Here is a 22,545-nt window from a genome sequence, read left to right as displayed (position 1 = left end):
CCTTTCGTAGATCGGAGCAGCTACCCTGCAGCTCCTGATACCTTATTCTACCATTTTATAATTCACATATACTAGCAGCCCAAGCAAAATCACTACACTCGCAATAATAAGGTATTCTTCTGGATGTACGCCGACAAGTCCCCCAATAATCAGCATTGCCCCCAGTAAAATTTGCGCTCCTCCGACAAGGTTGGCTAGCTTTTCTTTATCCTTTACGCGCCTTTCATTAAAGCCGGAAAGCAGCCAGGTCATTTTCTTTACGCCGACAAAATAGCCGATTGCTAGAAGAAGCAAACCAATAATCATTAAATTGATCTTCATCAAAATAACCTCCTATACCTTGCTTTAAGTGGATGATACGTTTTCCCTTTTTATGAGAGAGTTACTTCCGAAAAGATAAAATTTGTCTTAGTATGTGCCAGTGGCTGCAGTTCGTCAATCAACTTTTCTGCATCCTCAAACGTTTGAAAATGTGCCTTCAGCAAAAAGCAGGCTTCTCCGGCAATCCGGTAGCAGAAATCAATAGTTGGATAGGTCTGAATCTGCTGTTTAAAATCGGTATACCGGTTGTTTTTAATCGTCGCCTCAATAATGGCTTCAATCGGATAACCCATTTTCTTTACATCAATGTCGATCGTAAATCCTTTGATGATTCCCTGCTCTTCCAGCTGCCGTACCCGCTCCCTGACAGCGGGCGGTGATAGGTGCACCCTTCTGCTGAGCTCACTTATAGAAATTCTACTATCCTTCTTCAACTCTTCTATAATCAGTTCATTTATGGTATCCATTTCAACTGAATTCCTTTCTATTTGGAAAGTTTCACAAGCTTATTTCCTTCAATTCGCTATGTAGGGCTCCTTCCCTCCATTCTATAATCAGTACAGGAGGGATCAACATGACACTTATACCATTGCATGAAAAAGGCGAGACGCCGTTTCAACAATTGCTTGCTTATAATCAAGACATCCAGGCTGCCTGGACTCAGCTTGGCAGCACGCTTGAAAAAGACCAATGGCTGTCCGCCAAGCTAAAAGAGGAAGTTCGCCGAACGCTTGCGCAAAAAAACGGCTGCGAATATTGTAAAGCAAAAGGCAAGCCCAATCCGGCAGACTATGATGAGAAAACAGCTGTTTGTACCGGCTTTGCGGAAGCCTTTCTGGCATCAAAGGGCCAAACTTCCGCAAGCATTACAGCCGTTTTAAAAGACTACCTATCGGATGCTGAAATCAGCGAACTGCTGGCATTCATTTGCTTTACGACTGCCTCGCAATATTTTGGCGCGTTAATGCAGTTGCAGGCACAATAGCCGAAAATAAAAGATGCCGGACTAACGCTATCAGCCGTTAGCCCGGCGAAACTACTTCTCGTTATTCTTTCTTGTAAAGCCGTGCAATCTGCTCTGCAACATATTCAGAACTAAATTGAATACCGTCCTTTACCCACCACATAATAATTCCTAACAGGGATGCTCCGATAATATCCAGCGATACAAGATTTGGCGGCAAGTCTTCTCCCCGCGCGTCTCTTCTAGCTTGAATCGTTTTCTTTAATAAATTCGCAAGGCTCATCTTAAACCCTTTATGCTCAACCAATACTGCAAACAGTTTACGATATTCATAAATATAGTCTAAAAAAGCTACCAGCTGCTCATGTTCATTAGATCGCGGAGTCTTCAAGAGCGGGTCAACTTTTTTTGACAACTCGTCAAATATTTCATGAACAATTTGGCGCAGCAGGTCATTGATATCCTCGTAATGTAAATAAAACGTCGCACGGTTCAGTTCGGCACGGTTTGTGATTTTCTGGACCGTTAATTGTGATACATCCTCATTTTCCGCAAGCAGCGTAAACACCGCCTCCTTCAACATTCGTCTTGAACGGACGGAGCGCGGATCTTCTTTTTTCATGGTAAACAAATACTTCCCTTCTATCGATTAATCCTTTTTTCATCAACAATTTTTTACTATTCGTTGTATAGTCAACAATTTCTCCAAAATTGCGGATAGGATTTTTCCAGCTATATTGCTATTATCTATTTTATCGACATTCCGTCAATAAAACAATATAGAAAGGACTACTTATGGCACAACAACAAAAAGAAATCAAAAAAGGGATTTTACTAACGGTCCTAATCGTCGGATGTTTCCTTTCGACATTAAATCAGACATTACTAAATGTAGCACTCAGTAGTCTAAAAGATGCCTTCCACGTAGAGGCGACAACTGTCCAATGGCTTGCTACAGGCTTTATGCTCGTGAACGGCGTGCTCATTCCGATTACCGCTTATTTGATGAAACGCTTTACAACGCGGCAGCTGTTCATCAGTGCCATGCTGTTTTTACTCGTTGGTTCCATCATCTGTGCTGCTGCCCCTATCTTTGGTGTACTCCTTGCAGGACGCATGATCCAGGCAGCTGGTGCCGGTATTTTGATGCCCCTTATGATGGGGGTTGTACTCGCGGTAATCCCTCAGGAAAAGCGAGGGAGTGCCATGGGCTTCCTTGGCCTCGCCATCATTTTCGCACCGGCTATTGCGCCGACTCTATCCGGTTTTGTCATCGACTACTATTCATGGCGCTGGCTGTTCATCGGGCTATCGGTTCTGTCTCTGCTCGTTATCCTGCTCGCTTTGAAATACTTGGTCAATGTGTCGGAAACGGCAAAGGCAAAACTAGATGTATTCAGTGTCATCTTATCGACAGTCGGATTTGGCCTTATTTTATACGGATTCAGTAACGCAGGAAGTAAAGGATGGGACGACTGGATCGTTATTCTATCTATTGTCATCGGGGTTGCCGTAACAGCCGGTTTCTGTATTCGCCAGGTTAAATCAGACGACCCGCTGCTGAATCTATCGGTCTTTAATCATAAAGTATTTACTCTAACTTCTATCATTAATGTAGCGGTTACGATGATGATGTATGCGGACATGATTTTACTGCCAATCTACCTGCAGGACGGCCGAGGATTTACGGCATTTGACGCCGGGCTTATTTTGCTGCCGGGGGCGGTCATCAACGCCCTGATGTCTCCTGTGACTGGGAAGCTCTATGACCGCTTCGGCGCAAAACCGCTCTTTATTACAGGTCTGCTATTTATCATCCCGTCGATGTGGGCTGTCACAGACTTATCTGAGACAACATCCTTTATGTATGTAACGATCCGGACCATTTTCCTGCGTATCGGCTTGAGCTTTATTACGATGCCGCTGAATACTGCCGGGCTGAATGCCTTACCGAAAGAACTGGGTACTCACGGTTCTGCTGTAAACAATACGATTCGTCAGATTGCCGGTGCAATCGGTACAGCTGTCATCGTAACCATTTATACTGCACAGGCAACTTCCCACGCCGAAACAGTTATGCTAAACAATCCATCTGCCTCAGCTGAGACTGTCTCTTCACTAGCATCCATGCTCGGTTCAGGAGATGCCTATTATTTCATGACGATCCTTGCGATCATTGCGCTGATCCTGACATTGTTTATGCCGAAGAAAAAGCAGGCACTACAACAAGCTAAATAGCATTATAAAAAATCACAGAAAACAGCAAATGTACGCCATTTCCCAAACAGGATGGCGTACATTTGTTTAAGTGTATTATCATCATTACAGCATGCTAATCCTCTTCAGCAAGACACAGTTCTATAAACTCAAACAGGCTCTTTGCCTCCACTGAACGATCTCCCCAATCATGCCAAAAATACAGAATCTGCCCCGCTGTTCCGGATTCAGCGGGATCAGTATCAATACAAACATAATCCCCTCCGCCATTTTCTGCTATCGGAATCCATTTTGAATTCCAAAGCAATGGTTTGACTTCATCTTCATACTCAAGTTCCAACTCATCATCCGGATCAAATTCCTCCTGCAAAAACTTCCAATTTTCTATAATTTCAAACGTAGGAGAAAGGGTTAAATTCCTTACAAATGCGTTACCCCCTGTGTTCCAAACTTGTCCGTTATGTATTCTGTACAGGCTTTTCATTTCTTCTGGCAGTCTCACACCAAGTGTCGATTCCACGAGTTCAAAATCTTTATCCGTAGCACCTTGCTGGAGATTTAACGATTCTTTAAAGTTTTCCTCCACACTCTCCCCTTTTTCAATAATTTGCTGCCATAGCTGCTCTGCTTTGTTTCTCATTCTATTAGATCCCCCCATTGTAATATAACGATAAAGTTATGAATGTTCATTGTCCAGACAAGCTAGACTTTTTATATCTTTCATTGTTAACCTAAAACTAATTCAGACAAGATTAATCCAAAAAATAATTCTATAATGAGAATAAAAGCATATAGCAGCTTCATTTTCATTGTTTGTTCATTGAAAACCATCCCTGAATAACGATACATCCAATAAAATTTATTACAATACAACAACTGCCGCGTATGCTGGAAAATCTCTAAAATTCTGGTTGTAACATCTTTATATACCTTTACAAGAAAAGCTATTAAAGATCATGCTCATAGAACAAGCCATAAAATACTGATTATCAACTATTTGCGACCTTCGAATGTATTACTAAAATTTGATTATCTGCTACCAAAATGTCACATATGATAGTAATAATCACCAGTCAAATGCTGAAAGAGGAATTATTGAATAATATTGTTATAATAATAATTACATAACCGGCTTACCGCCCTTAGCATGAATTGGCGTGATCCATATACTTATTATTCGATATGAGGTGTATTTAGTGAAATACCAAGAATTGGCCGAGAGTGTGATCATGGAGAAAAAAGGAAAGACACCGCAGCTAAAAAGTTATAATAGCACGCTGCAACTGATTGGAACAGGTAGAAGTGCTTTTGTATTTAAGGTGAAGAACGAACAGGTTGCTTTAAAAGTATTCTTTCCTGATAAAGCACATATTGCTGAAGAAGAAGCTGCCATTTACAGAAAGCTGCCACCTAGCAGCTACTATCCTGCCTTACACGAGGCTGGCAAAAACTATATCGTAATAGATTACCTTGACGGACATACACTATTCCAACACTTAGAAAATGGTATATATATTCAAGAAGAAAAAATACATGCAATTAATGAAGCATTGGAAATGGCAAGAAAAGTTGGACTCAACCCTTCCGATATTCACTTAAAAAATATCATTATCACCTCAACTGGAGAAGTGAAGTTAATCGATGTAGCTCGTTTTCGCCAAACGAAAAATGACAGGCAGTGGGATGATTTACAGAAAGCTTATTTTAAAGGCTATGTAAAATCGTATTTTCCGAAAAGGATCCCTCGAGCTCTCTTAAACTGTATCGCGGCAGTTTATAAAACTGGACTGCGTTTTTAAAATGAATTGCGTGCAGAATGCAGCTATTACATTCTGCACTTTTTGCTTACAGCGTTCCTCGTAAGCTCTAAAATACAAGACTGGATATGGAAAGCATTTATTTGTTGTATTCCTTCATACAAGTAAATTAACCTTCATTCAACCATAAGAAATGCCAGGTACCTGACAGAACCCGGTATCTGAATAATGATTATCTGCATAAGCTTTTCTAGTAAAAAAGCTTTCTTTAGCATCCTCTGTTATCTGAAGACTTTTATTTCATTATTTCCCCTTCGATTTCGATCATCACATCAAAGGCGCCCTCTGACTTATTCGAGCATACCACCACTTTACGAGATGAATCCGGATAATAAGCAGAGTGAAAGCTAACGCCCGGGTCATAGCCCATGACATGATATTTTAAGATTGCATTATTCCTTATTTTAATCCATACGCCGTAGCCGTAATGGTCTTCCTCGTCTTCCTCAGCGTGAGGCGTCAGAAGCAGCTTCGTTGTCTCTTCAGTTAATAATGAATAACTCATCAGCGCGTCCCACAACTTCGCCATGTCATGCACTGTAATAAACGCACCGCCATCCGAACCGCCTTTTGCCGGTAAGGAATAGATATTTGTTTTCCATGTACCATCTTCAAAATCAATATAGCCCTGTGCAGTGTTAGCAGGCAGAGCGTCTAATTCGAAATAGCCTGCGCTCGTCATATCCGCTTTTTGAAAAATGTTCTTTACGACGTATTCATCAAATGTGCTTTGACTTGCCTGCTCTACGATTAAGCCAAGCAAAATGTATCCCGCATTGTTATAATGGAATCTTTCACCGACCTTCGATTTCATCGGCAAGTGCTGGAATAATGGCAGGAAATCCTCTAACCGCCGGATTTGATACATCGGCGTTTGGATCCACAGCTCTTCAAAGTCATCCATCGTCTCCTCATCAAAATAATCCGGAATTCCAGCAGTATGTGTCAGCAAATGGTGAATTGTAATCTCTTCATCAAAGTGCTGAAAATCATATTGAAGATAATCCTTTACTTTTGTGTCTAAAGAGATGGTCCCTTTTTCAATAAGCTGAAGGACAGCTATAGCCGTAAAGAGTTTACACCCCGATGCAATTCCAAAGCGGGTCGATGAAGTGTTGGCTAGTTGCTCTGAACGATTGGCGAAACTGTAGCTTTCATTTAATAACAAGCTCCCTTCATGGCCTTCCACTAACACCGCACCTGAAAAGCCGACTTCATGTTGGACCCCTTCTACTACCTCGCGTAAATTCATACCCATCTCCCCCTTGATTTCATCTGAATTTTCTAACGTATAAATCAATATTCATCATACGTCAATAACACTAAGTCATCCTTACAGAGTCCTGACTTTTTCTCGTGCTTGAACTGCGTTAAATTCCCCAGGAAATTACGAACAGTATCCTCCAGCGCTTGTTCTATTGAAATCCCGGAGCCGAAGCCCCCCTCATATCCACCTTCTGGAGTTTTTATTCTGAGGTTTGTGTATCCAGAATAAAAGGGGCTGGTTTGTCCCTCATAAATCTTCACTTTGAAAAGGCCGTAATGGATAATATCGCCCTCAAACAATTCTTCAAAAAAACGCAGGGCCGTAATCTCAAATTCACCGACACATTTTTCGATCGTTTCAACATTTTCGATTCTGATATCTTTCCAGCTCAATAAAACACCTACTTTTCACTAGACCAATAAAATGGCATTCATTGTTGATGGAGGGTTAATCTCTACCGCTTTTACTGCTTGTTAATGAGGACGACTCCGCCGCAATCCTTTAATAGATTTAGCGTTTCTTCCATAAATGCTGTTTTATTGGCACCATCCTCTATCCCTGCGTCCACTCGGTCATAACGGAATGCGCGTATGATTGAAAATAAGGATGGGATCACTTTAATTTCTAAGTCAGTAAACGCCCTTTCTTCTGTATAGCCAGCAATGAACTGCTCAAACCGCTCAGCAGGGTCCAGTTCTCCTTCATACTCTATATGCCAGCTCACATAAACACCGACTGCGATGCATTCATTTACTAGCACCTCATCCCCAGCCAGATTAAAATCGAATATCCCTGCAATGTTGCCTGTATCATCGAAAAGCATATTGTAAGGGCAAAAATCACCTTGAGTCGCTGCCATAGGCAATGCCGGCCAATTCTTTTCTAATTTATCGCGATGCTTCATGTACAATGCTTTAATTTCAGAATGTAGAGGCTCATCGTAAAACGCATTTTCAAAGTCAACAAAGCTCAGCTCATTTTCATCGTAATCGCCAATTCGATCGGTTTTATTTCCGCCAAACATCGACCACGCTGTCGCCTGATGTAGTCGAAGGCTATGTTCCAATGAAAAGCGATGCATTTTCCCCAGGGCTTTTCCTATTACATAAAGCTGTCGATCCGTTACAAACTTAGCTTCTATACCCGTCACTTTCTGTTCCAAAGTGTAAGTCAGGCCGCCCTGCTCGATTGCGTAAGCAGAATGTACCGTTTGTATATACGCAGGAACCGGCAGAATGGCTCTCAATACATTGGCAAATTCGCATATTTCATTTACTTTTTGACAATCGTTCTTTTCACCCTTTACTATATACACATTTCCTCGAGCATCCTTGATTTCCGCTATTTTCTTATCGGCATTCCTGATTGAGAAGAACTCTTTCATATGTATATCCCAATAAGTTTCGACTATCCTTCTTAAAGTCTGTTCCATTTTTCAAATCCCTCCGCTCTATACAACATTCCACATACAAATGAATAACCGGATTGGGCAAATCATCTACTTCAAGGTAGTATAAATTACGGTTCGTTGCGATGTGGCTGAAGCATATAATGATACGTTTCTTTGTCCCGAAAATAGGCCGGGCCGATGTTTAATTGCTCCCTTACCTCATTCAAAAAATAAAGCCATTCTGTATCTCTCTCTTGCTCCGCCTGCACACTTGCCTTCTCTAGATAATTGGCTACAACTTTTTTATCCACACTTTTTAAGTATTCAACCGCCTCAATTGCTCCAGGCCAATTGAGATCTTGAAATAATTGAAATAATTTAGGGAAGGCAGTTTCATTTTGAGGATAGCCGACCTTCTCCATCACTTTAATCGCATTCGGCCAACATTCCTTGGCGTATTTTAGGAAGATGAGGGGCAATTTCTCTCTAGGTACTTCTGCTGCTAATAGTTCAATCGCTTCCTCTTGTTGTTCTTTTGGCAAATGCCAATTTAGACGGTACGCATAATGGATCATCAATTCTTCATCTACCAGCATCGTATTCCACGACCCTCTCTAAGTTCTTTTGTCATTCAACATCTGATTCATCTATTAAATCCCCAAAAGCGTGAAGTATTTTTCTGTCAAAAAGCAGTCCTGCACCCATTCATCTATTTCAGCAATGATTTCCTGAGTCTTACTATCCATTTCACCGCTAAGCCGCTTCACTTCCTGCCAGTATTCTCGACTAACATGAGTCGTTCCATAATAATGAAAATGCGGAACCACCTGCATCAACAGCTCGCTGACATGCAATTCATCAATTATATCTGCATGCAGGTATAGGGAATCGTGCATCCAGAAACACCAGTTATCCTGTTTTCCCTTTTGAAACTCAAAATAGCAGCTGCCCTGCCGCTCATTATTTAAGCAGCAATACTTCATATGCTCACTTTTCATAGCAAACTCTTTGCCAGCTGGCGATTTTCCTTATCCATCGAACGATCGCTGACGTACTTCAGCGCCTCTGCCATTTCCGGCTTATACCACGCTTCTTTCTCCTGCCCGCTAATTGCCGACAAGGCAAAGCCCTGTACATTTACATCTACTGAACGCAAGCATTTTTCAATGAACGCGAGCCCCGTTCCTTCAAGGTCACCTAATGCATCCAGCAGCACAATCACGGTCGCTTTCTCTTCATCTGTTAACTCATCAACTGAGACGAAGCGGTCTGCAAACGCTACTAAAGCTTCGGTTACCTCTTTATCTTCCATCTCAAGTAATGCCAGGTGGTATTCGAGTCTGTTTGGCTCCTTTTTCAGCTTGCTAAACAATACATCTTTAATATCTGCTTTATAAAATTTCGCAATCGCTAATGCCTGGAGCTGGTCCTTCTCTTCTGAATGAAGAATTGCTAAAGCCTCTTGCAGCCATTTTGGATCCGCCGCAATTTCCTGGATCGCTTCACCTGCGATACGTCGTTCATGAGGCTTCCAGGTATTCTCATAGCGCGCCTCCCACGTTTCTTCCTCTTCATCCATATAATCAGCAATACGTGCCAGCATATAAAAGTCCTTCAGCTCTTGGCAATGCGTTTTGGCATGATATGCATAGCGCATGAGTACCTGCCCTGCGTATTCATATTCGTCAATCGGCATGTGTCCGTCCTCTGACAGCAGTCCGTCAATGATTTCAGTCGCACCGATAAATAATTCATTTGATATTCCTGGTTCGTGCAGCGCGACGTCAAGTCTGCCTTTTTCTGCACAGACAACTGAAGAATAGCTGTTCAGAATATCATTTTTCGTACCTTCTGTTAAAAACCAGTAGCGGATTTCCTCCGTTTCAGGCTCCAAAAAGTTAACCGCCTCTATTTTCCCCCAGCCCTTTACTTTCTGTGCCAGCTGCCAAATATAATCGTTTGCATGACGTGTGCCGTTCTTCAGCGCAAATAAAGCGACTCCTGTGAATTCCTCATGTAGGGCAATGGACTGAAGGCGATCCTTATAAGCTTCGCAATTGGTGCAGCCCAAAATGACCATTGCGAACTTCATCACTTCCCGGTGTGCAGCATTCTCAAGCAGCCAAAGTGCTTCCTGCTGAACGCGCTGTTCATCCTTCTCCTGCTGTACAAATAATTCCACTAATTCATGGAAATAGCTGATGACCAGCTCTTCCTGGATCTTTTCGTACGTCGCCTTCCGTGTTTGATTCGTCGGATTCTCCACTTGCTCGATAAAGTATTTAATGAGCTTTTTCGTATAAAAAGGTGTGACGACATCTGCCAGCAGCCGGTCTGACAAACCTGGCGCAAGCTTAGGATGATTTTCGTCAAATAAATATTCCTCATCCGGTAAATCCGTATGTAAAATCCGGCCATGTTCCTGGACTTGCTTTTCAAGGTACGGCAAGATTTTCTCTTTATGTGACCATGGTAAAAACTCTAATGACACAGCTTCCTTCAAAATAACTTGCCTGTCCACCTTCACCGTAATATTCAGCCGGACAAAGCCGCCGATCTTCACGTGTATCTTATGTACGTGCCCATCTGCCTTCTGAAAAGTTCCCGACAATGTAGAGTACGGCATTAAGTGCGACCACAGCGACTGGCGGGTATGCTGGTCAATCACTTGACCATCTACAAGTAATGTTTCCTCCATCATTTTGTTATGAATCTCAATTTTATGCCCCTCAAAATCAATCGCCCAATATTTGTCGACTTCCTTTGCAGCATCATTTTTCACATTACGCATTTCTCGTTTCAATTCTTCCTTTAAACCCATCTCTAAACTCCTTTGATCATGCTAATTTATGTGGTCCTGCCTTTTATTTTTAAAATACCCTTCACTACTGCCCTTATTAAAAAGTGAATAATATAATGAAAATTCTCATTTCAGGATTTCAGTTACTCCTTCTCAACTAAAAATCCAGTAATTATAACATTTCTCATTATTTAGTATACATGATAATGCATGGATGTAGCGGGATAGTTTCTATTTCTAGTGATTAACCATTATATGCTTCAGTGACAGGGTTTCTATTAATGCTAATAGCGACTGCCCGGTGCTGCTGCTCTCCGTCAGTCTCCTGTCTCAGACGTATCTTCAGGAATTCTTAAGATTTATCCCCATTATCTGTTAAGATTTCCCTGTTACACTGAACATAACAAGTTGTTCAGGAGGAACCTTATTATGGATGTCATTTCTATCGTTTCTGGTCTTTTGCCGTATATTAAATATTCGATTGCTTTAATCTTCATTCTACTGGCTGCATACGTTGTTTATCGAAAATTTTTCTACAAAAAATATCCGGTACAACTCTCTACGTTTATAGTCGTTACCTTGCTGATTTGCTGGGCCGTAGTCGTATTAGGCATTACCACCCTCAGCAGACCGGCTTTTTTTACGGGACAGCTGAATTTCAGTCTATTCAGCGGCTATCTAAATGCATGGAATAAATGGTCATTGTCTGAGTTTCAGCTAATCATCTTTAATATGATTATGTTTATGCCGCTCGGCGTACTGCTGCCGCTGCTTCACCGGAAAAACAGATCGTTTTGGCGTGTCTTCTTTCTGTCGTTTATGTTCACGCTGTGCGTCGAAGTTTTCCAATTAGTTTCTGGTAAAGGGATTTTTGAATTGGACGACCTGCTGCATAATACAATCGGAAGCATCGCGGGATACTTCATCGTAATGGCTTTCATCGTGATGATTGAACAGCGTCAAATAAAGCTGGCACCGATTGTAAAGGCCCTTTCCATTCCCCTGTTTTTTATCGCGCTGTTCGGTATTGCGAATACAGTCTATCAAGCACAGGAATTCGGGAATCTGCCTTTCAAGCCTGCCCAAAAGCAAAGCATGGAGCAAATTCAAGTACAGCTGGAAACCGAGCTTTCCGATCAAGAAGCAGAGGCATGTATTTATTACAATGAAGATATAAGAAACAAAAAAGTATTAACACAAATCGCCCAGTCCATCGCCGAGCAATTCGATTTACAGCAGCAGGGCGGAATGCGCAGAGAATCGGAAAACCTTGGCTTTTCATTTCTAGATGAGGAAGGCATCAGCTATTCCCTCATCTACAGCATAACGAAGGGAAGCTGGGACTTGTATACTAATGACCCAAATGATGAACCTCTAACTGCGGATATTAACCAGCAAAAAGAGCTTATAGAGAATTGGCTGGAAAAAGAAGAGTTAATGCCAAATGACGCTGTCTATCAGCAGCAGGATGAACGGACAATTCGCTGGGATTTAGCAGAGGCAGAGAATTTGCAGACTGCCTGTGAAGATTTTTCACAAGGCCTGATCATGGCGACATTTTCCAGCCAGCAGACACCCGATAGCATATTCTATATGATCGATGACAACGAAATGGTGGCAAAAAAGCCCATCATTTCACAACAAGATGCATATGAAGCATTGGTAAATGGTGAATTTAGCCTTTTTAATCCTTTACAAAAAGGCGACACGCTTACGGTAACGGATGTTCGCCTAACGTATGAATACGATACAAAAGGCTATTACCAGCCTGTCTATAAATTTACAGGCTTTGTGAATGATCCGGAATCCACAGTTGAGATCTTGATGGCGGCTAGGTAATGCGTGAAGCGGCAAGCTTCCATATAATATTCTTTTATTCACATCTCCCAAGTTAAATAAGGGCGGAATGCCAGAGATTCCTCTCCGGCAGACCACCCTTACTAATTCAGAAATTACTTAATTCCGCCTGAAAGAAAAAGTGAGATCTGGACAAGATTTCACTTTTTTATTATTTTGAAAGGATGCAGATAAGATTCTACCATCTTGCCGTCAACGTATTTTCACAGCCATTAATTAATGTGAGATTGATTTCATTGGTTGTCCTTTTTATAAATAAAATTAAAGCTGATGAAATTTTCCGTTGAGTAAAATTTCACCAGCTTTTTGAATTTGAACAATTGGTTTTGCTCAAACTTCTTTTACTTTTATTCATATTAACAAACTATGCTTAATCTTTACCCCTATTGCATTTTTATTTGAACTTATTTCTCGAAACAAGCTAAGAGTAAAGGCATATTTGCTATACCAATCGCTGAAACCGCAGTGATACAAACAGCACATACCGGTGGTACAGCTGGACAAGAGGCAACGCAAGTTGTAGCAATCAATCGGGCAATTACTAAATCTACTCCAATAACTACAGAAAGACAAAGAGCGATTTCAGGAATACCGTTAGTTGATATATCTTGTTTATTTTCTTCTAAAACCTCTAGTAAGTAATCTAGCTGCCTTTGAAGTTCATCGTTACTAACGTAATCCAAATCAGTAAATTGTTCTTGTAATAAACTCCCATCCGCGTAAGAAGAGACAATAAACTTATTATCATCACTTCTTGTAATCAACGTCTCTGAATAGGTTACAAGCTTATTATTTGAATCAAAAACTAATGATAGGTTACTTAACAAACTATATTGATCTCCAACGACAGGAATTGTAATAGATGTGTATTTGTTCTTATCATCGTTAATCTCTAAAAGCTTCACATTATCGAAGTCTAGCTTTGCATTTGAATAATTTAAAATCATTTGACCATTTGAAATAGTGTCGTTTGCTAAATCTTTAATGATTTGTGTTTTCCGAGGATTTTCCGTGACATCGACATCTTGATAAGTACTTTCATTAGAAACTTGAGTTTGAGCAGTTGCATTAGGTAAGCTACCAAACAATCCCGAGACTAATAGCGACAGAACGAGCACAATCGAAAATACATTCTTCCGTAAATTCATTAAATCTCCTCTTTTCCTAAAATTATTATTTTTTACCAATATATACCTCCCCTTTTTCTAGGTTAACATGTAAAAGAGAATATTAAAAGGGTATTTAAGAAATTGGTTCAATAGTATGTTTTATCGAATTTAAACGTTTTTACTGCTTAAATTTAAGGTAAATAAGTATTTATTATTACTTTTATAGAAAAGATTACTTTAAAATAAGATAATTTCTTTTGAAATACAATATAATGTAAATAAGGGTAAAAATATATAAAGTTATAACACCCGAAATTAATTTATATACAATACAAGAAAGGCGTGATTAACCAATGGTTTTTCGTTCAAAAGGGGACATTTTTCTTTTAATACTTATATTTTTTGCGGCCTTTACTATGGGTATCATAATGATATTCCCCGTTTATAAGGAAGCATTACCATCCCTTATAACTTCTTCATTGGCTATCTTTATTATTTCTATAACATTTATAGTGTGGTACGGAACTTCTATTAAGTACATTTTCTGTGAAGATTACCTATTAATCAAAGGTGGACCATTCAAAAGTAAAATTCCTTATCAAAACATAACAAAGGTTTCTACAACGACAGATAGATTCACTGGCTATCGAATTTCACCGTCTGATAAGGGACTTGAGTTATCTTTAAAATCATCATTCCTTGGAAGTATTAAGATTTTACCAATGGATAAAACAGAATTCATTACGGAGTTACGGAAACGATGTCCTAATACAAAGATTCAAAAATTTGATTAAATGGTGCAATAATACTTACGGTTGGTACAAAATCAAATGTTGATAATGCAATCAGTCTTGCATTAATGGCCACAAATATAAGAAAAATGGTTACACGATGGTAAAATATCTTCCTAATATTTCCGAAATAATAAAAAAGTGAAATCTCATCCAGATTTCACTTTTTTATTTCCTCTCAAGACCATTTATGTCCCTGCTTCTTTTATTTTATATTCATTTTCTTTTTGCTATTTGCCATTCTAAAAACTCATGACATTATTTAGATTTTTATTGATAAATTCCTCTCTCCTCGTAGGTTCTAAATGCTAAAAACACTTTAAGTATAATTAAATCCGTCCAAGTACCAACCCACACTAATCATCCCGCATCCCCTTCTGTTTTTCATACGCCCAGCTGTACGGCCCATCGTGTACGGTAATGGAGTGATTTTCAATCCATGCTACTTTTGAAAAAATCCTTTGCAAAAAGTAGCGGTCATGACTAATCGCAATGATGGTTCCAGTAAATTTCTCTAGCGTTTCTTCTAACACTTCTCTTGATTCAATATCTAAATGGTTTGTTGGTTCATCCAAAATTAAGACATTACAATTTTGATGCATTAATTGAGCTAGCCGCAGCCTCATTTTCTCCCCGCCGCTTAAATCACCAACACGTTTGAAAACATCGTGGCCATAGAACAGAAACTGCGCCAGGACCTGACGTGCTTCCCCTTCAGCTAACGATAAGTTCTCTCTAAACACATCAATTAATCGAGCTGCAGGATTGGTACTATCAAATTGCTGGGCTAAATAGCCGATCTTGACATTACTGCCTTGCCGAACCTTGCCGGACAGCGGTGTAATTTGCTGGAGCAATATTTTTAACAGCGTTGACTTTCCTGTCCCATTGTTTCCGACAATGGCAAATCGGTCCCGCCAGTAAATCGATAAATTGACATCCATAAATAGAATCTCGTCTGCAAAGCCATGCATCACATCCGTTAATTCAAATACTTCCTTGCCAGCCCGATTATCCACCTGCAGCTGCAAATTCATTACCTTTTCATTTTTAGGCTTTCTTACAAGCTCCATTCGTTCCAGCATTTTTTCCATTACTTTTGCTTTACGATATAAATCAGGGTTTGGCGGAGATGCTTCATTAGCCCATTGACGCAGCCTGCGGATAGATTCCTTTATTTTTTGGATTTTCTTCTGCTGTTCCTGATAAGCTGCAAATTGCTGCTCGACCTTCAACTCCTTATTCCGCAAGTAGGCATCATAGTTACCGATGCTCACCCAGATTTCCCCGTCCTCGATCTCCAATACCTTTTGGGCTGTATTATTTAAAAATTGGCGATCATGGGAGATTATCATGACCGTCCCTTTAAAATAATGGATATAGTTTTCCAGCCATTCAATAGCTGCCAAATCTAGATGATTGGTCGGTTCATCTAATAATAAAATGCTTGGCTGCTGCAAAATAATATGCGCAAGCATTACCTTTGTTTTCTCTCCCCCGCTGAGATCATTAAAGAGACTGCTCAGTAATGGATGGATCCCTAATCCATTTGCAACCGAAGAGATTTTCGAATCGATCTCGTAACCGCCGCGTACGATAAATTGTTCCTGGAGTTCCCCGTATTGATGCAGCAATTTATCTGTTGTCTCTCGAATCATTTGTTCTTCAAGCTCTTGCAGGCGTTTTTGCATTTGGATGAGCTCCGTAAATGCCGCATAAAGGACCTCATACACCGTTTTATCCGGAAAGTCCGGAATTTGATGCAAATACCCGACTTTATCGCCTTTTGCTTTGATGACTCTTCCGTCATCCGGCTGCTCAATCCCAGCAAGCAGTTGAAAGAGCGTCGTTTTACCGCAGCCATTGCGTCCTACTACCGCTACACGCTCCCCTGGAAGCACCTCGATATTCATCTTCGTAAAAATTGGATTACCACCGATTGATTTTGATATATTTTCTGCTTTTAATTGCATTTCCTACGCCTCCTAGCGCAGCTGAAAAAAGCATACAAAAAAGACTACCCATTAACTGAGCAGTCTTTCACAAATTGTAGAAAGAATGAAGTTAATCAGCTACGCGTTCTTTTGAATTTGTCTAAAAAAGGGCATACCTATCCCGTTAGCAGCAAAATCAAAAGTAATGACACGTGCAAAATACATAGCTGTATCCACATTTACACCTGTCGTCATAGCTAAATTCATCATTCTTTCCACCTCCGTTCATTTTAGTTATTTTAATCTTACCATATTTCAATCAATTTACAATAAAAAATGGCAGAAACTACATAAAATGATTGATTTGGTTAGCGGCAGCATCCAAGATCTCTTTCCTGTCCTGGATAACTTGTCACTTATATGGAGGTATTGGCGGCTTCTATACAACTTCCAATGTAACCTCAATATTTCCTCGTGTTGCCTTTGAATAAGGACAAACTTGATGTGCCTTTTCAACAAGCTCCTTCAATTGTTCTTGATCGATGTCTGTTCCTTTCACTTGTAAGACAACTCCGAGCTTAAAGCCTTGGTCTTCCTCGTCCTTCATCAGGCTGACATTGGCTGTCACCTCGGAAGTGAATTTCACACGTGCCTTGCTCGCCGTTAATTGCAGCGCGCTGTCAAAGCAGGCTGCATAGCCGGCTGCAAATAACTGCTCCGGGTTTGTAGCATGTTCTATTTGTTTTGCTCTTGGTGTACCAGGCATAGCCGTATCAAACTGGATGACACCATCGTCTGATTGAACTTTGCCTTCTCGTCCGCCCAAAGCGGTAGCGCTTGCCGTAAATAATTTTTCTGACATAATGAACAGCTCCTTTTGCTATTTTGCAATCCTTATTCTTATACCCATTTCATCAGCTTTTTATCAATTAACCTTCCTGCAAACTACGTGAACGGCAGGCATTTGCACGCTGTCTACCTATTGCAATGAACTACTGATATATCTTCTCTTATGGTAGAAGCCCTCCACTTAGCGTGTGTGGTAAAGCAGAGACCACCTTGACTTCACTAATAGCAGCACCCCCGGCTATTTCATTTTTCTTCAATTTATCAACTGTCTTCTCCCCGCTTTATTTCGCAAGCTCACACTTTTTTAAAGCTATGTTGAACGATGTGAAACAACCGATGATTCATCTCATCGACACTGTCGTTAAAATCATTGCGGTACCATTTAATGATCAAGCCGATAATCGCGTTTGCTGAGTAGGCAGTGAGAAAATCATCGCCCGCTAATCCGTATTTTGTCTGCATATTCAAGCGGCAGACGACATCATAAAACATATAATAATACTTCATTGAAGCATCTTCCGATAAAACGATTTTGTAAAACTCCTCATGTTTTTTCACATGGTGAAAAATTTTAATCATATCTGGGTCCAGATTTTTTTTATGTACAGTAAAGCCCTTTTTGAAAGGTTCAGCGTAGGAATCCTCTAAATCTCGCATAATTTCCCCAAACAGCTCTTCCAGTACGTCACCGATTTCCTGGTAGTGGAAATAAAATGTACCTCTGTTGATTTCAGCTGCCCTGCAGAGCTCCGTCACTTTTATTTGGGAAAGGGGTTTAGTTTTTAACAACAGAAGCAAAGAATTGTATATCGTCTTTTTTGTTTTAATAACGCGTAAATCATTTTTGTTCAAAATGCAGCCTCCTTATTAGACAAAAAATGAAAAAGTGTTAAATATCATACATTGGCGATGTTTTTGTACATTGAATTAAATCACCCATATATTATAATTTTATTGTACAAGTGTCCAACAAATATGAAGCTGGAGGGTAAACTTTATGAAATTACAAGGTAAGGTTGCTATCGTAACTGGAGCTGCATCAGGTATGGGTAAAGCAATTGCAGAGCTTTATGCTCAAGAAGGCGCAAAAGTAGTCGTTTCAGATTACAATTTTGAAGGTGCCAAAACAGTTGCTGAAGGTATTAAGGCAAACGGCGGTGAAGCGATCGCCAACCAAGCAAACGTTGCTGAATTAGCTGACATCGAGCGCATGTTTGAAGAAACAAAAGCTGCTTACGGTAAATTAGACATTTTAGTAAACAACGCTGGTATCATGGACGGCATGGAGCCGGTCGGCGAAATTACTGACGAGAAATGGGACCGCCTATTTGCAGTAAATACAACTGGTGTAATGCGTGCTATGCGTATCGCAACAAACATCTTCCTTGAGCAAGGCCATGGTGTAATCGTCAATAACATCTCTGCTGGCGGTTTACGCGGTGCTCGTGCTGGTGCAGCCTATACAGCTTCGAAACACGCGGTTACTGGCTTAACGAAAAACACGGGTTACATGTATGCTCAATCTGGTATCCGCTGTAACGGAATCGCACCAGGCGGCGTTATGACAAATATTCAAACATCGATGACAAATGTTTCTGAATTCGGTGCAGGACGTCAAGGTACTGGTTTAGGTACCATGCCTCGCGCTGGCGAACCAAAAGAAATCGCACAGCTTGCCCTATTCCTAGCTTCAGACGAATCAAGCTTCATCAACGGGCAAGTAATTGCTGCTGATGCCGGCTGGACTGCATATTAATCAATAAATCGGCTATTTAATGAAAAGCATGATCAACTGCTGATCATGCTTTTTACTGGGTGTTAAAACAGAGCTTCCCCTATAAGAGTCCTGCCAATGCTACTGACTAAACCGTATAATCTTCAATTATCTCTACTACTTCAATTTCCCCATCAACTAAAAGTTCTGGAAGTCCATTTTTCACATTCCCTTGCCAATATTCTCTAGCTTGCTCCATTTTCCGAGCGAATGAGGCGCCATTTTCTTTCGGCAAAAGATTACCATCACCTTCAAATGAATTCCCAATAACTCGAAGCTTAACAATCTGCAAAATATCTCGATTATAAGATTGAAATAATTCCTTCCACTTAAGCAAATCTTCGTACCTCTTTGCCGCATATAAGCATGACATTCTTGAAGGATATTGCGGAAACTCCTGCAGCCTTACCATTTCGACAATTATTTCTCTAATGGCTCTGATTGTCTGCCCCGCATAGTTGTTAACTACATCCGCATTTTCCCTATTTAAATGCATGCCTTCATCTGAGGAGTGCGCTTTTATGATTTGAAAAAAGTCTTCCCCTCTAGAATTCCGTTGCTCCCTTTCGAAAAAGAAGCTATACAACGTGTTTTTTTGATGATTGTCAAAATTAATTATTTGACCTACGCTCATTTTTTTCCTCGTAACGATATGGTAAACATACAGTTCTTTTTCTTCCATGGCACAGCTCCGTTCAATTACGTTTTAATTATTATATTATTCTTCCTAACCATTAAAAGTGTGATTGCTCTAAGTGTTAGTTATTATAGTCAGAAACTAAAATTTGATTTTAGTACTTATCCGTAATGACACCAATCGATGAAGCCTTGATAAATGGGAGATCCTTTAGCTGCGAAAGAGTTTCTACATTTCCCGTTACAACCGCCCCGAAATATTGCAGGTCGTTGCCTGCTAATATTCCATCTTCGCCGCTTAGCGTTTCGTACAATCGTTTATACTCCCCTTGCCAGCGCGTTTTATATTTTTGTCCAGATGAAATGATTCTAATAAATGACAGTGCAGGCTCCTCTGCCTCGTCACCATTCGCATCAAATAGGGAGAAACCATATACAGTATCCTCTGGACGAACCAAATAATCTCCTAAACTAACTATTTCCCCATTCTCATCCATAGTTTCTGCTTGAAAGCTATCGTTTTCCTCATCGACATCATCAACCCACACCCATGAAAGCGTCACATCGTTTGGTATGAGTGACTGCACTTCTTGTAATGTGTGGCCTTGGTCAAAGGAAAGCGCTACTTCCATCATCTTATCCTGCCCAATTTCATCCAGCAGGTCTAAATCATGACGATATGACTCATATGGTAAAAAAGGATAGTAAAAAATCATTTTTCGTTGACCTAATTCGTTATAGGTTGGCTTTTCTGCCTCTCCTTCCGTAAAGGCTTCTCCGATAATTGCAGGATATCCTCCTCCCTTACTTAACACTTCATCGCGAAACAGGCCGTAACCGTATCCCTCTTCCCCTGTATAGACTACTTTTCCTTCAATTATTTTATAAGTAGTATAATAACTTTTTCCGCCTAGGAATCCTGGGTATCTTTCGAGTTTTCCTATAAATTCATTCGGTGCTGAAATTTCATGCATTCCTCGTATCGAATCAGTAACTTTCCCTTCCATTACACCTGTTGCTTTAGGATTGGCTAAAGCAATAAATACGACTATAAAAGTAAGCACAAGCATCGTAATCAATACCGTTTTCCAAGTGGCCCGGCGCTTGGCCTTTTTAATTGTTCTTTCCATTTTCTCTACATTAAAGAGATCGTCCATTTTTTCATTGTCCATGCTGCTTTTCCTCCCAAATCTTTTTAAAGCTGTTCCTTGCACGCTGTAAATACGTTTTCACATTCGTTTCTTTCATATCTAGAATGTCGCTGATTTCTTTATAGGAAAATTCCATATAGTATTTTAGAATAAGCAGCTGCTGGAAGGTTGGCTGAAGTCGCTGCAACGCTTCCGCCATTTCCCTTCCTTCCTCTTTAGATAATAAATTTACCGAAACATCCTCCATTGCAGGCTTTAATTTTTCTAAATCCTCATCCTGCAATCGCACAATCAATTTATTTTTGTTATATAGTGAATAGTAGTGGTGAATCGCCACTTTAAACATCCACGCCCGCATTTTCCTTGGTTCAATTTGTTGCAGACATTCGATTGTTTTTATAATCGTTTCCTGTGTAATATCCTCTGCATCCTCTTTGGCAGCCCCAATTTTCAATAAATATTTGAATACAATTTCTGCATGTGCAAGGAGTAGCTGCTCCCATTCATTTTTCAATCGTTCACCAACTTTTGAATATCCATTTTTCGTATGTAGTGATCACTCACCTATATAACAATTGTAAAACAAAAAAGTATACAACTTTTTACAAATTTTTAGTTAAAAACAAAAATCGCCCAACCGCATATTTCATGCAATTGGACGTTTCCTATTAGGAAATTCTTTTTTTCTCTCTTACTCCGAAATGGATTGCAGGAACTTTAAAAACTCTTGTGCCGAATCTGCTGTTACGATTTCGATGCCTGAATCAATCCGTTCTGGAATTGCCTCTCCGTTAATTGCTTTAAGAGCATTTGAAACACCTTCATAGCCCATATTATATGGACTTTGTGCAATTGTCCCTGTTAAACCGCCATCCAGAATGGACCGCACCGCTTCTTCTGTTCCATCCATCCCAAAAATCTTCACATCTAGTTTTTTCGCCTGCACGGCACGCAGGACACCTATGGCCATATCATCATTTGCTGCGAATACCCCTTTTACATCACCGTTCTTTTCTAGGATGTTTTCCATAACAGACATTGCCTCTGATTTATCAGAGTTAGCCGGCTGCTCTGCGACGATTTTCATACCTGCTTCTTGCAATGCCTCTTTAGCTCCTTCAATACGATCGTCTGTTGCCGGATTTCCCAATGCTCCGGAGATTAGCGCTACTTTATCGCCCTTCTCTAGCAGAGCTGCCAATTCTTTGCCGCCTTCATATCCTGCCGTATAGTTTTCTGTTCCGATAAATGTCACTTTTCCTTTAAAGTTAGTATCTGTATCAATTAGTAACACTGGAATATCACTATCTGAAGCGGTTTCTAATACATTTACAACCGCCTCTGGTTGACTTGGGGATACTAAAAGTGCACTTGGGCGCTGGCTAAGCTGATCTTCCAGCATATTTACTTGTTCTAATAATTGCTTTTCCGATGATGGCCCTACTACTGTTACATGAACACCCAATTCTTCACCAGCTTTTTTAGCACCTGCCTCGACATACTTCCAATATGGACTCGACAATGTTTTCAATACTACTGAAATGGTAGTATCCGAATTGATGCCTGCATCGCTCGCCACACCGCTTGATGTTTCCTCAGAATTGCACGCTGCTAACAACACTGCTGACAATACAGCGAGCAGCAACCAGTTTGCTTTTTTCACTCTCC

At 40.4% G+C, this 22,545-nt stretch carries 25 protein-coding genes; 6 read left to right on the top strand and 19 right to left on the bottom strand.

Translation table 11 applies throughout. The annotated features are described in order from the left end of the window. Positions 1-42 precede the first annotated feature (42 nt). Both AA0Y26_RS08775 and AA0Y26_RS08770 read right to left on the bottom strand, forming a co-directional pair. A complete protein-coding gene (locus AA0Y26_RS08775) occupies positions 43-321 on the bottom strand; it encodes a DUF3784 domain-containing protein (protein ID WP_413366978.1) in 279 nt (92 codons plus the stop codon). 50 nt (positions 322-371) lie between these two features. Continuing rightward, positions 372-788, bottom strand: coding sequence for an Lrp/AsnC family transcriptional regulator (locus AA0Y26_RS08770; protein WP_413366976.1), 417 nt, complete (start codon positions 786-788; stop codon positions 372-374). Between the two features lie 107 nt (positions 789-895). Here AA0Y26_RS08770 and AA0Y26_RS08765 point away from each other — a divergent pair, with 107 nt between their 5' ends. Beyond that, on the top strand, positions 896-1,306 hold the full coding sequence (locus AA0Y26_RS08765; protein WP_413366974.1) for a carboxymuconolactone decarboxylase family protein: 411 nt from the start codon (positions 896-898) through the stop codon (positions 1,304-1,306). A gap of 61 nt (positions 1,307-1,367) precedes the next feature. Here the strand turns inward: AA0Y26_RS08765 and AA0Y26_RS08760 are convergent, their stop codons facing one another. Then, complete coding sequence (locus AA0Y26_RS08760) at positions 1,368-1,916, bottom strand: TetR/AcrR family transcriptional regulator (RefSeq protein WP_413366972.1); 549 nt, start codon at positions 1,914-1,916, stop codon at positions 1,368-1,370. 164 nt (positions 1,917-2,080) lie between these two features. Here AA0Y26_RS08760 and AA0Y26_RS08755 point away from each other — a divergent pair, with 164 nt between their 5' ends. Beyond that, on the top strand, positions 2,081-3,523 hold the full coding sequence (locus AA0Y26_RS08755; protein ID WP_413366970.1) for an MDR family MFS transporter: 1,443 nt from the start codon (positions 2,081-2,083) through the stop codon (positions 3,521-3,523). 94 nt (positions 3,524-3,617) lie between these two features. Here AA0Y26_RS08755 and AA0Y26_RS08750 read toward each other — a convergent pair whose 3' ends face one another. After that, positions 3,618-4,142 carry an SMI1/KNR4 family protein gene (locus AA0Y26_RS08750; protein WP_413366968.1) on the bottom strand — a complete coding sequence of 175 codons (525 nt, stop codon included), beginning with the start codon at positions 4,140-4,142 and terminating at the stop codon, positions 3,618-3,620. A gap of 589 nt (positions 4,143-4,731) precedes the next feature. Here AA0Y26_RS08750 and AA0Y26_RS08745 point away from each other — a divergent pair. Continuing rightward, positions 4,732-5,301, top strand: a complete 570-nt coding sequence (locus tag AA0Y26_RS08745) for a protein kinase domain-containing protein (protein ID WP_413366966.1) — start codon at positions 4,732-4,734, stop codon at positions 5,299-5,301. 253 nt (positions 5,302-5,554) lie between these two features. On the opposite strand, the gene AA0Y26_RS08740 is transcribed toward AA0Y26_RS08745, so the two are convergent. From AA0Y26_RS08740 to AA0Y26_RS08715, 6 genes are all read right to left on the bottom strand, one after another. Beyond that, complete coding sequence (locus tag AA0Y26_RS08740; RefSeq protein WP_413368121.1) at positions 5,555-6,577, bottom strand: serine hydrolase domain-containing protein; 1,023 nt, start codon at positions 6,575-6,577, stop codon at positions 5,555-5,557. 38 nt (positions 6,578-6,615) lie between these two features. Beyond that, on the bottom strand, positions 6,616-6,978 hold the full coding sequence (locus AA0Y26_RS08735; protein ID WP_413366964.1) for a hypothetical protein: 363 nt from the start codon (positions 6,976-6,978) through the stop codon (positions 6,616-6,618). 71 nt (positions 6,979-7,049) lie between these two features. Then, a complete protein-coding gene (locus AA0Y26_RS08730) occupies positions 7,050-8,018 on the bottom strand; it encodes a phosphotransferase enzyme family protein (RefSeq protein ID WP_413366962.1) in 969 nt (322 codons plus the stop codon). An 86-nt stretch (positions 8,019-8,104) separates the two neighbouring features. Continuing rightward, entirely contained in the window at positions 8,105-8,572 is a 468-nt protein-coding gene (locus tag AA0Y26_RS08725) for a hypothetical protein (RefSeq protein ID WP_413366960.1), read from the bottom strand. A gap of 54 nt (positions 8,573-8,626) precedes the next feature. Then, positions 8,627-8,974 carry a hypothetical protein gene (locus AA0Y26_RS08720; protein ID WP_413366958.1) on the bottom strand — a complete coding sequence of 116 codons (348 nt, stop codon included), beginning with the start codon at positions 8,972-8,974 and terminating at the stop codon, positions 8,627-8,629. Beyond that, positions 8,971-10,797: a hypothetical protein gene (locus AA0Y26_RS08715; protein WP_413366956.1), complete on the bottom strand. Its 1,827-nt coding sequence runs from the start codon at positions 10,795-10,797 to the stop codon at positions 8,971-8,973. The genes AA0Y26_RS08720 and AA0Y26_RS08715 overlap by 4 nt, the downstream gene beginning before the upstream one ends. 408 nt (positions 10,798-11,205) lie before the next feature. Between AA0Y26_RS08715 and AA0Y26_RS08710 the strand changes: the two genes are divergently transcribed. Next, positions 11,206-12,615 carry a VanZ family protein gene (locus AA0Y26_RS08710; RefSeq protein WP_413366953.1) on the top strand — a complete coding sequence of 470 codons (1,410 nt, stop codon included), beginning with the start codon at positions 11,206-11,208 and terminating at the stop codon, positions 12,613-12,615. Between the two features lie 422 nt (positions 12,616-13,037). Here the strand turns inward: AA0Y26_RS08710 and AA0Y26_RS08705 are convergent, their stop codons facing one another. Further along, a complete protein-coding gene (locus tag AA0Y26_RS08705) occupies positions 13,038-13,820 on the bottom strand; it encodes a hypothetical protein (RefSeq protein WP_413366951.1) in 783 nt (260 codons plus the stop codon). Positions 13,821-14,095: 275 nt separating this feature from the next. On the opposite strand from AA0Y26_RS08705, the gene AA0Y26_RS08700 reads away from it, so the two are divergent. Beyond that, positions 14,096-14,536 (top strand): PH domain-containing protein, encoded by a 441-nt coding sequence (locus AA0Y26_RS08700; protein WP_413366949.1) that lies wholly within the window; start codon positions 14,096-14,098, stop codon positions 14,534-14,536. Between the two features lie 353 nt (positions 14,537-14,889). On the opposite strand, the gene abc-f is transcribed toward AA0Y26_RS08700, so the two are convergent. The 4 genes from abc-f to AA0Y26_RS08680 all read right to left on the bottom strand — a co-directional run bounded on the left by abc-f (position 14,890) and on the right by AA0Y26_RS08680 (position 18,168). Continuing rightward, a complete protein-coding gene (abc-f, locus tag AA0Y26_RS08695) occupies positions 14,890-16,506 on the bottom strand; it encodes a ribosomal protection-like ABC-F family protein (protein WP_413366947.1) in 1,617 nt (538 codons plus the stop codon). Between the two features lie 99 nt (positions 16,507-16,605). After that, positions 16,606-16,737, bottom strand: coding sequence for an RAxF-45 family protein (locus AA0Y26_RS08690; protein ID WP_413366945.1), 132 nt, complete (start codon positions 16,735-16,737; stop codon positions 16,606-16,608). A gap of 169 nt (positions 16,738-16,906) precedes the next feature. Further along, positions 16,907-17,329 carry an organic hydroperoxide resistance protein gene (locus AA0Y26_RS08685; RefSeq protein WP_413366943.1) on the bottom strand — a complete coding sequence of 141 codons (423 nt, stop codon included), beginning with the start codon at positions 17,327-17,329 and terminating at the stop codon, positions 16,907-16,909. Between the two features lie 281 nt (positions 17,330-17,610). Next, positions 17,611-18,168 carry a TetR/AcrR family transcriptional regulator gene (locus AA0Y26_RS08680; protein WP_413366941.1) on the bottom strand — a complete coding sequence of 186 codons (558 nt, stop codon included), beginning with the start codon at positions 18,166-18,168 and terminating at the stop codon, positions 17,611-17,613. A 145-nt stretch (positions 18,169-18,313) separates the two neighbouring features. Here AA0Y26_RS08680 and AA0Y26_RS08675 point away from each other — a divergent pair, with 145 nt between their 5' ends. Further along, positions 18,314-19,072, top strand: coding sequence for an SDR family oxidoreductase (locus AA0Y26_RS08675; protein ID WP_413366939.1), 759 nt, complete (start codon positions 18,314-18,316; stop codon positions 19,070-19,072). Positions 19,073-19,178: 106 nt separating this feature from the next. On the opposite strand, the gene AA0Y26_RS08670 is transcribed toward AA0Y26_RS08675, so the two are convergent. The 4 genes from AA0Y26_RS08670 to AA0Y26_RS08655 form a co-directional block, all read right to left on the bottom strand. Further along, complete coding sequence (locus tag AA0Y26_RS08670) at positions 19,179-19,772, bottom strand: DUF2441 domain-containing protein (RefSeq protein WP_413366937.1); 594 nt, start codon at positions 19,770-19,772, stop codon at positions 19,179-19,181. Between the two features lie 109 nt (positions 19,773-19,881). Next, positions 19,882-20,898, bottom strand: coding sequence for an anti sigma factor C-terminal domain-containing protein (locus tag AA0Y26_RS08665; protein WP_413366935.1), 1,017 nt, complete (start codon positions 20,896-20,898; stop codon positions 19,882-19,884). Beyond that, positions 20,888-21,391: an RNA polymerase sigma factor gene (locus AA0Y26_RS08660; protein ID WP_413366933.1), complete on the bottom strand. Its 504-nt coding sequence runs from the start codon at positions 21,389-21,391 to the stop codon at positions 20,888-20,890. The genes AA0Y26_RS08665 and AA0Y26_RS08660 overlap by 11 nt, the downstream gene beginning before the upstream one ends. Before the next feature lie 177 nt (positions 21,392-21,568). Beyond that, entirely contained in the window at positions 21,569-22,540 is a 972-nt protein-coding gene (locus tag AA0Y26_RS08655) for a sugar ABC transporter substrate-binding protein (protein ID WP_413366931.1), read from the bottom strand. Positions 22,541-22,545 lie beyond the last annotated feature (5 nt).

The sequence above is a fragment of the Lysinibacillus canaveralius genome, from assembly GCF_047301505.1.
GTDB lineage: Bacteria > Bacillota > Bacilli > Bacillales_A > Planococcaceae > Lysinibacillus_B.
Note: the sequence above shows the minus strand (reverse complement) of the source record. Positions and strands in the feature narration are given on the sequence as shown.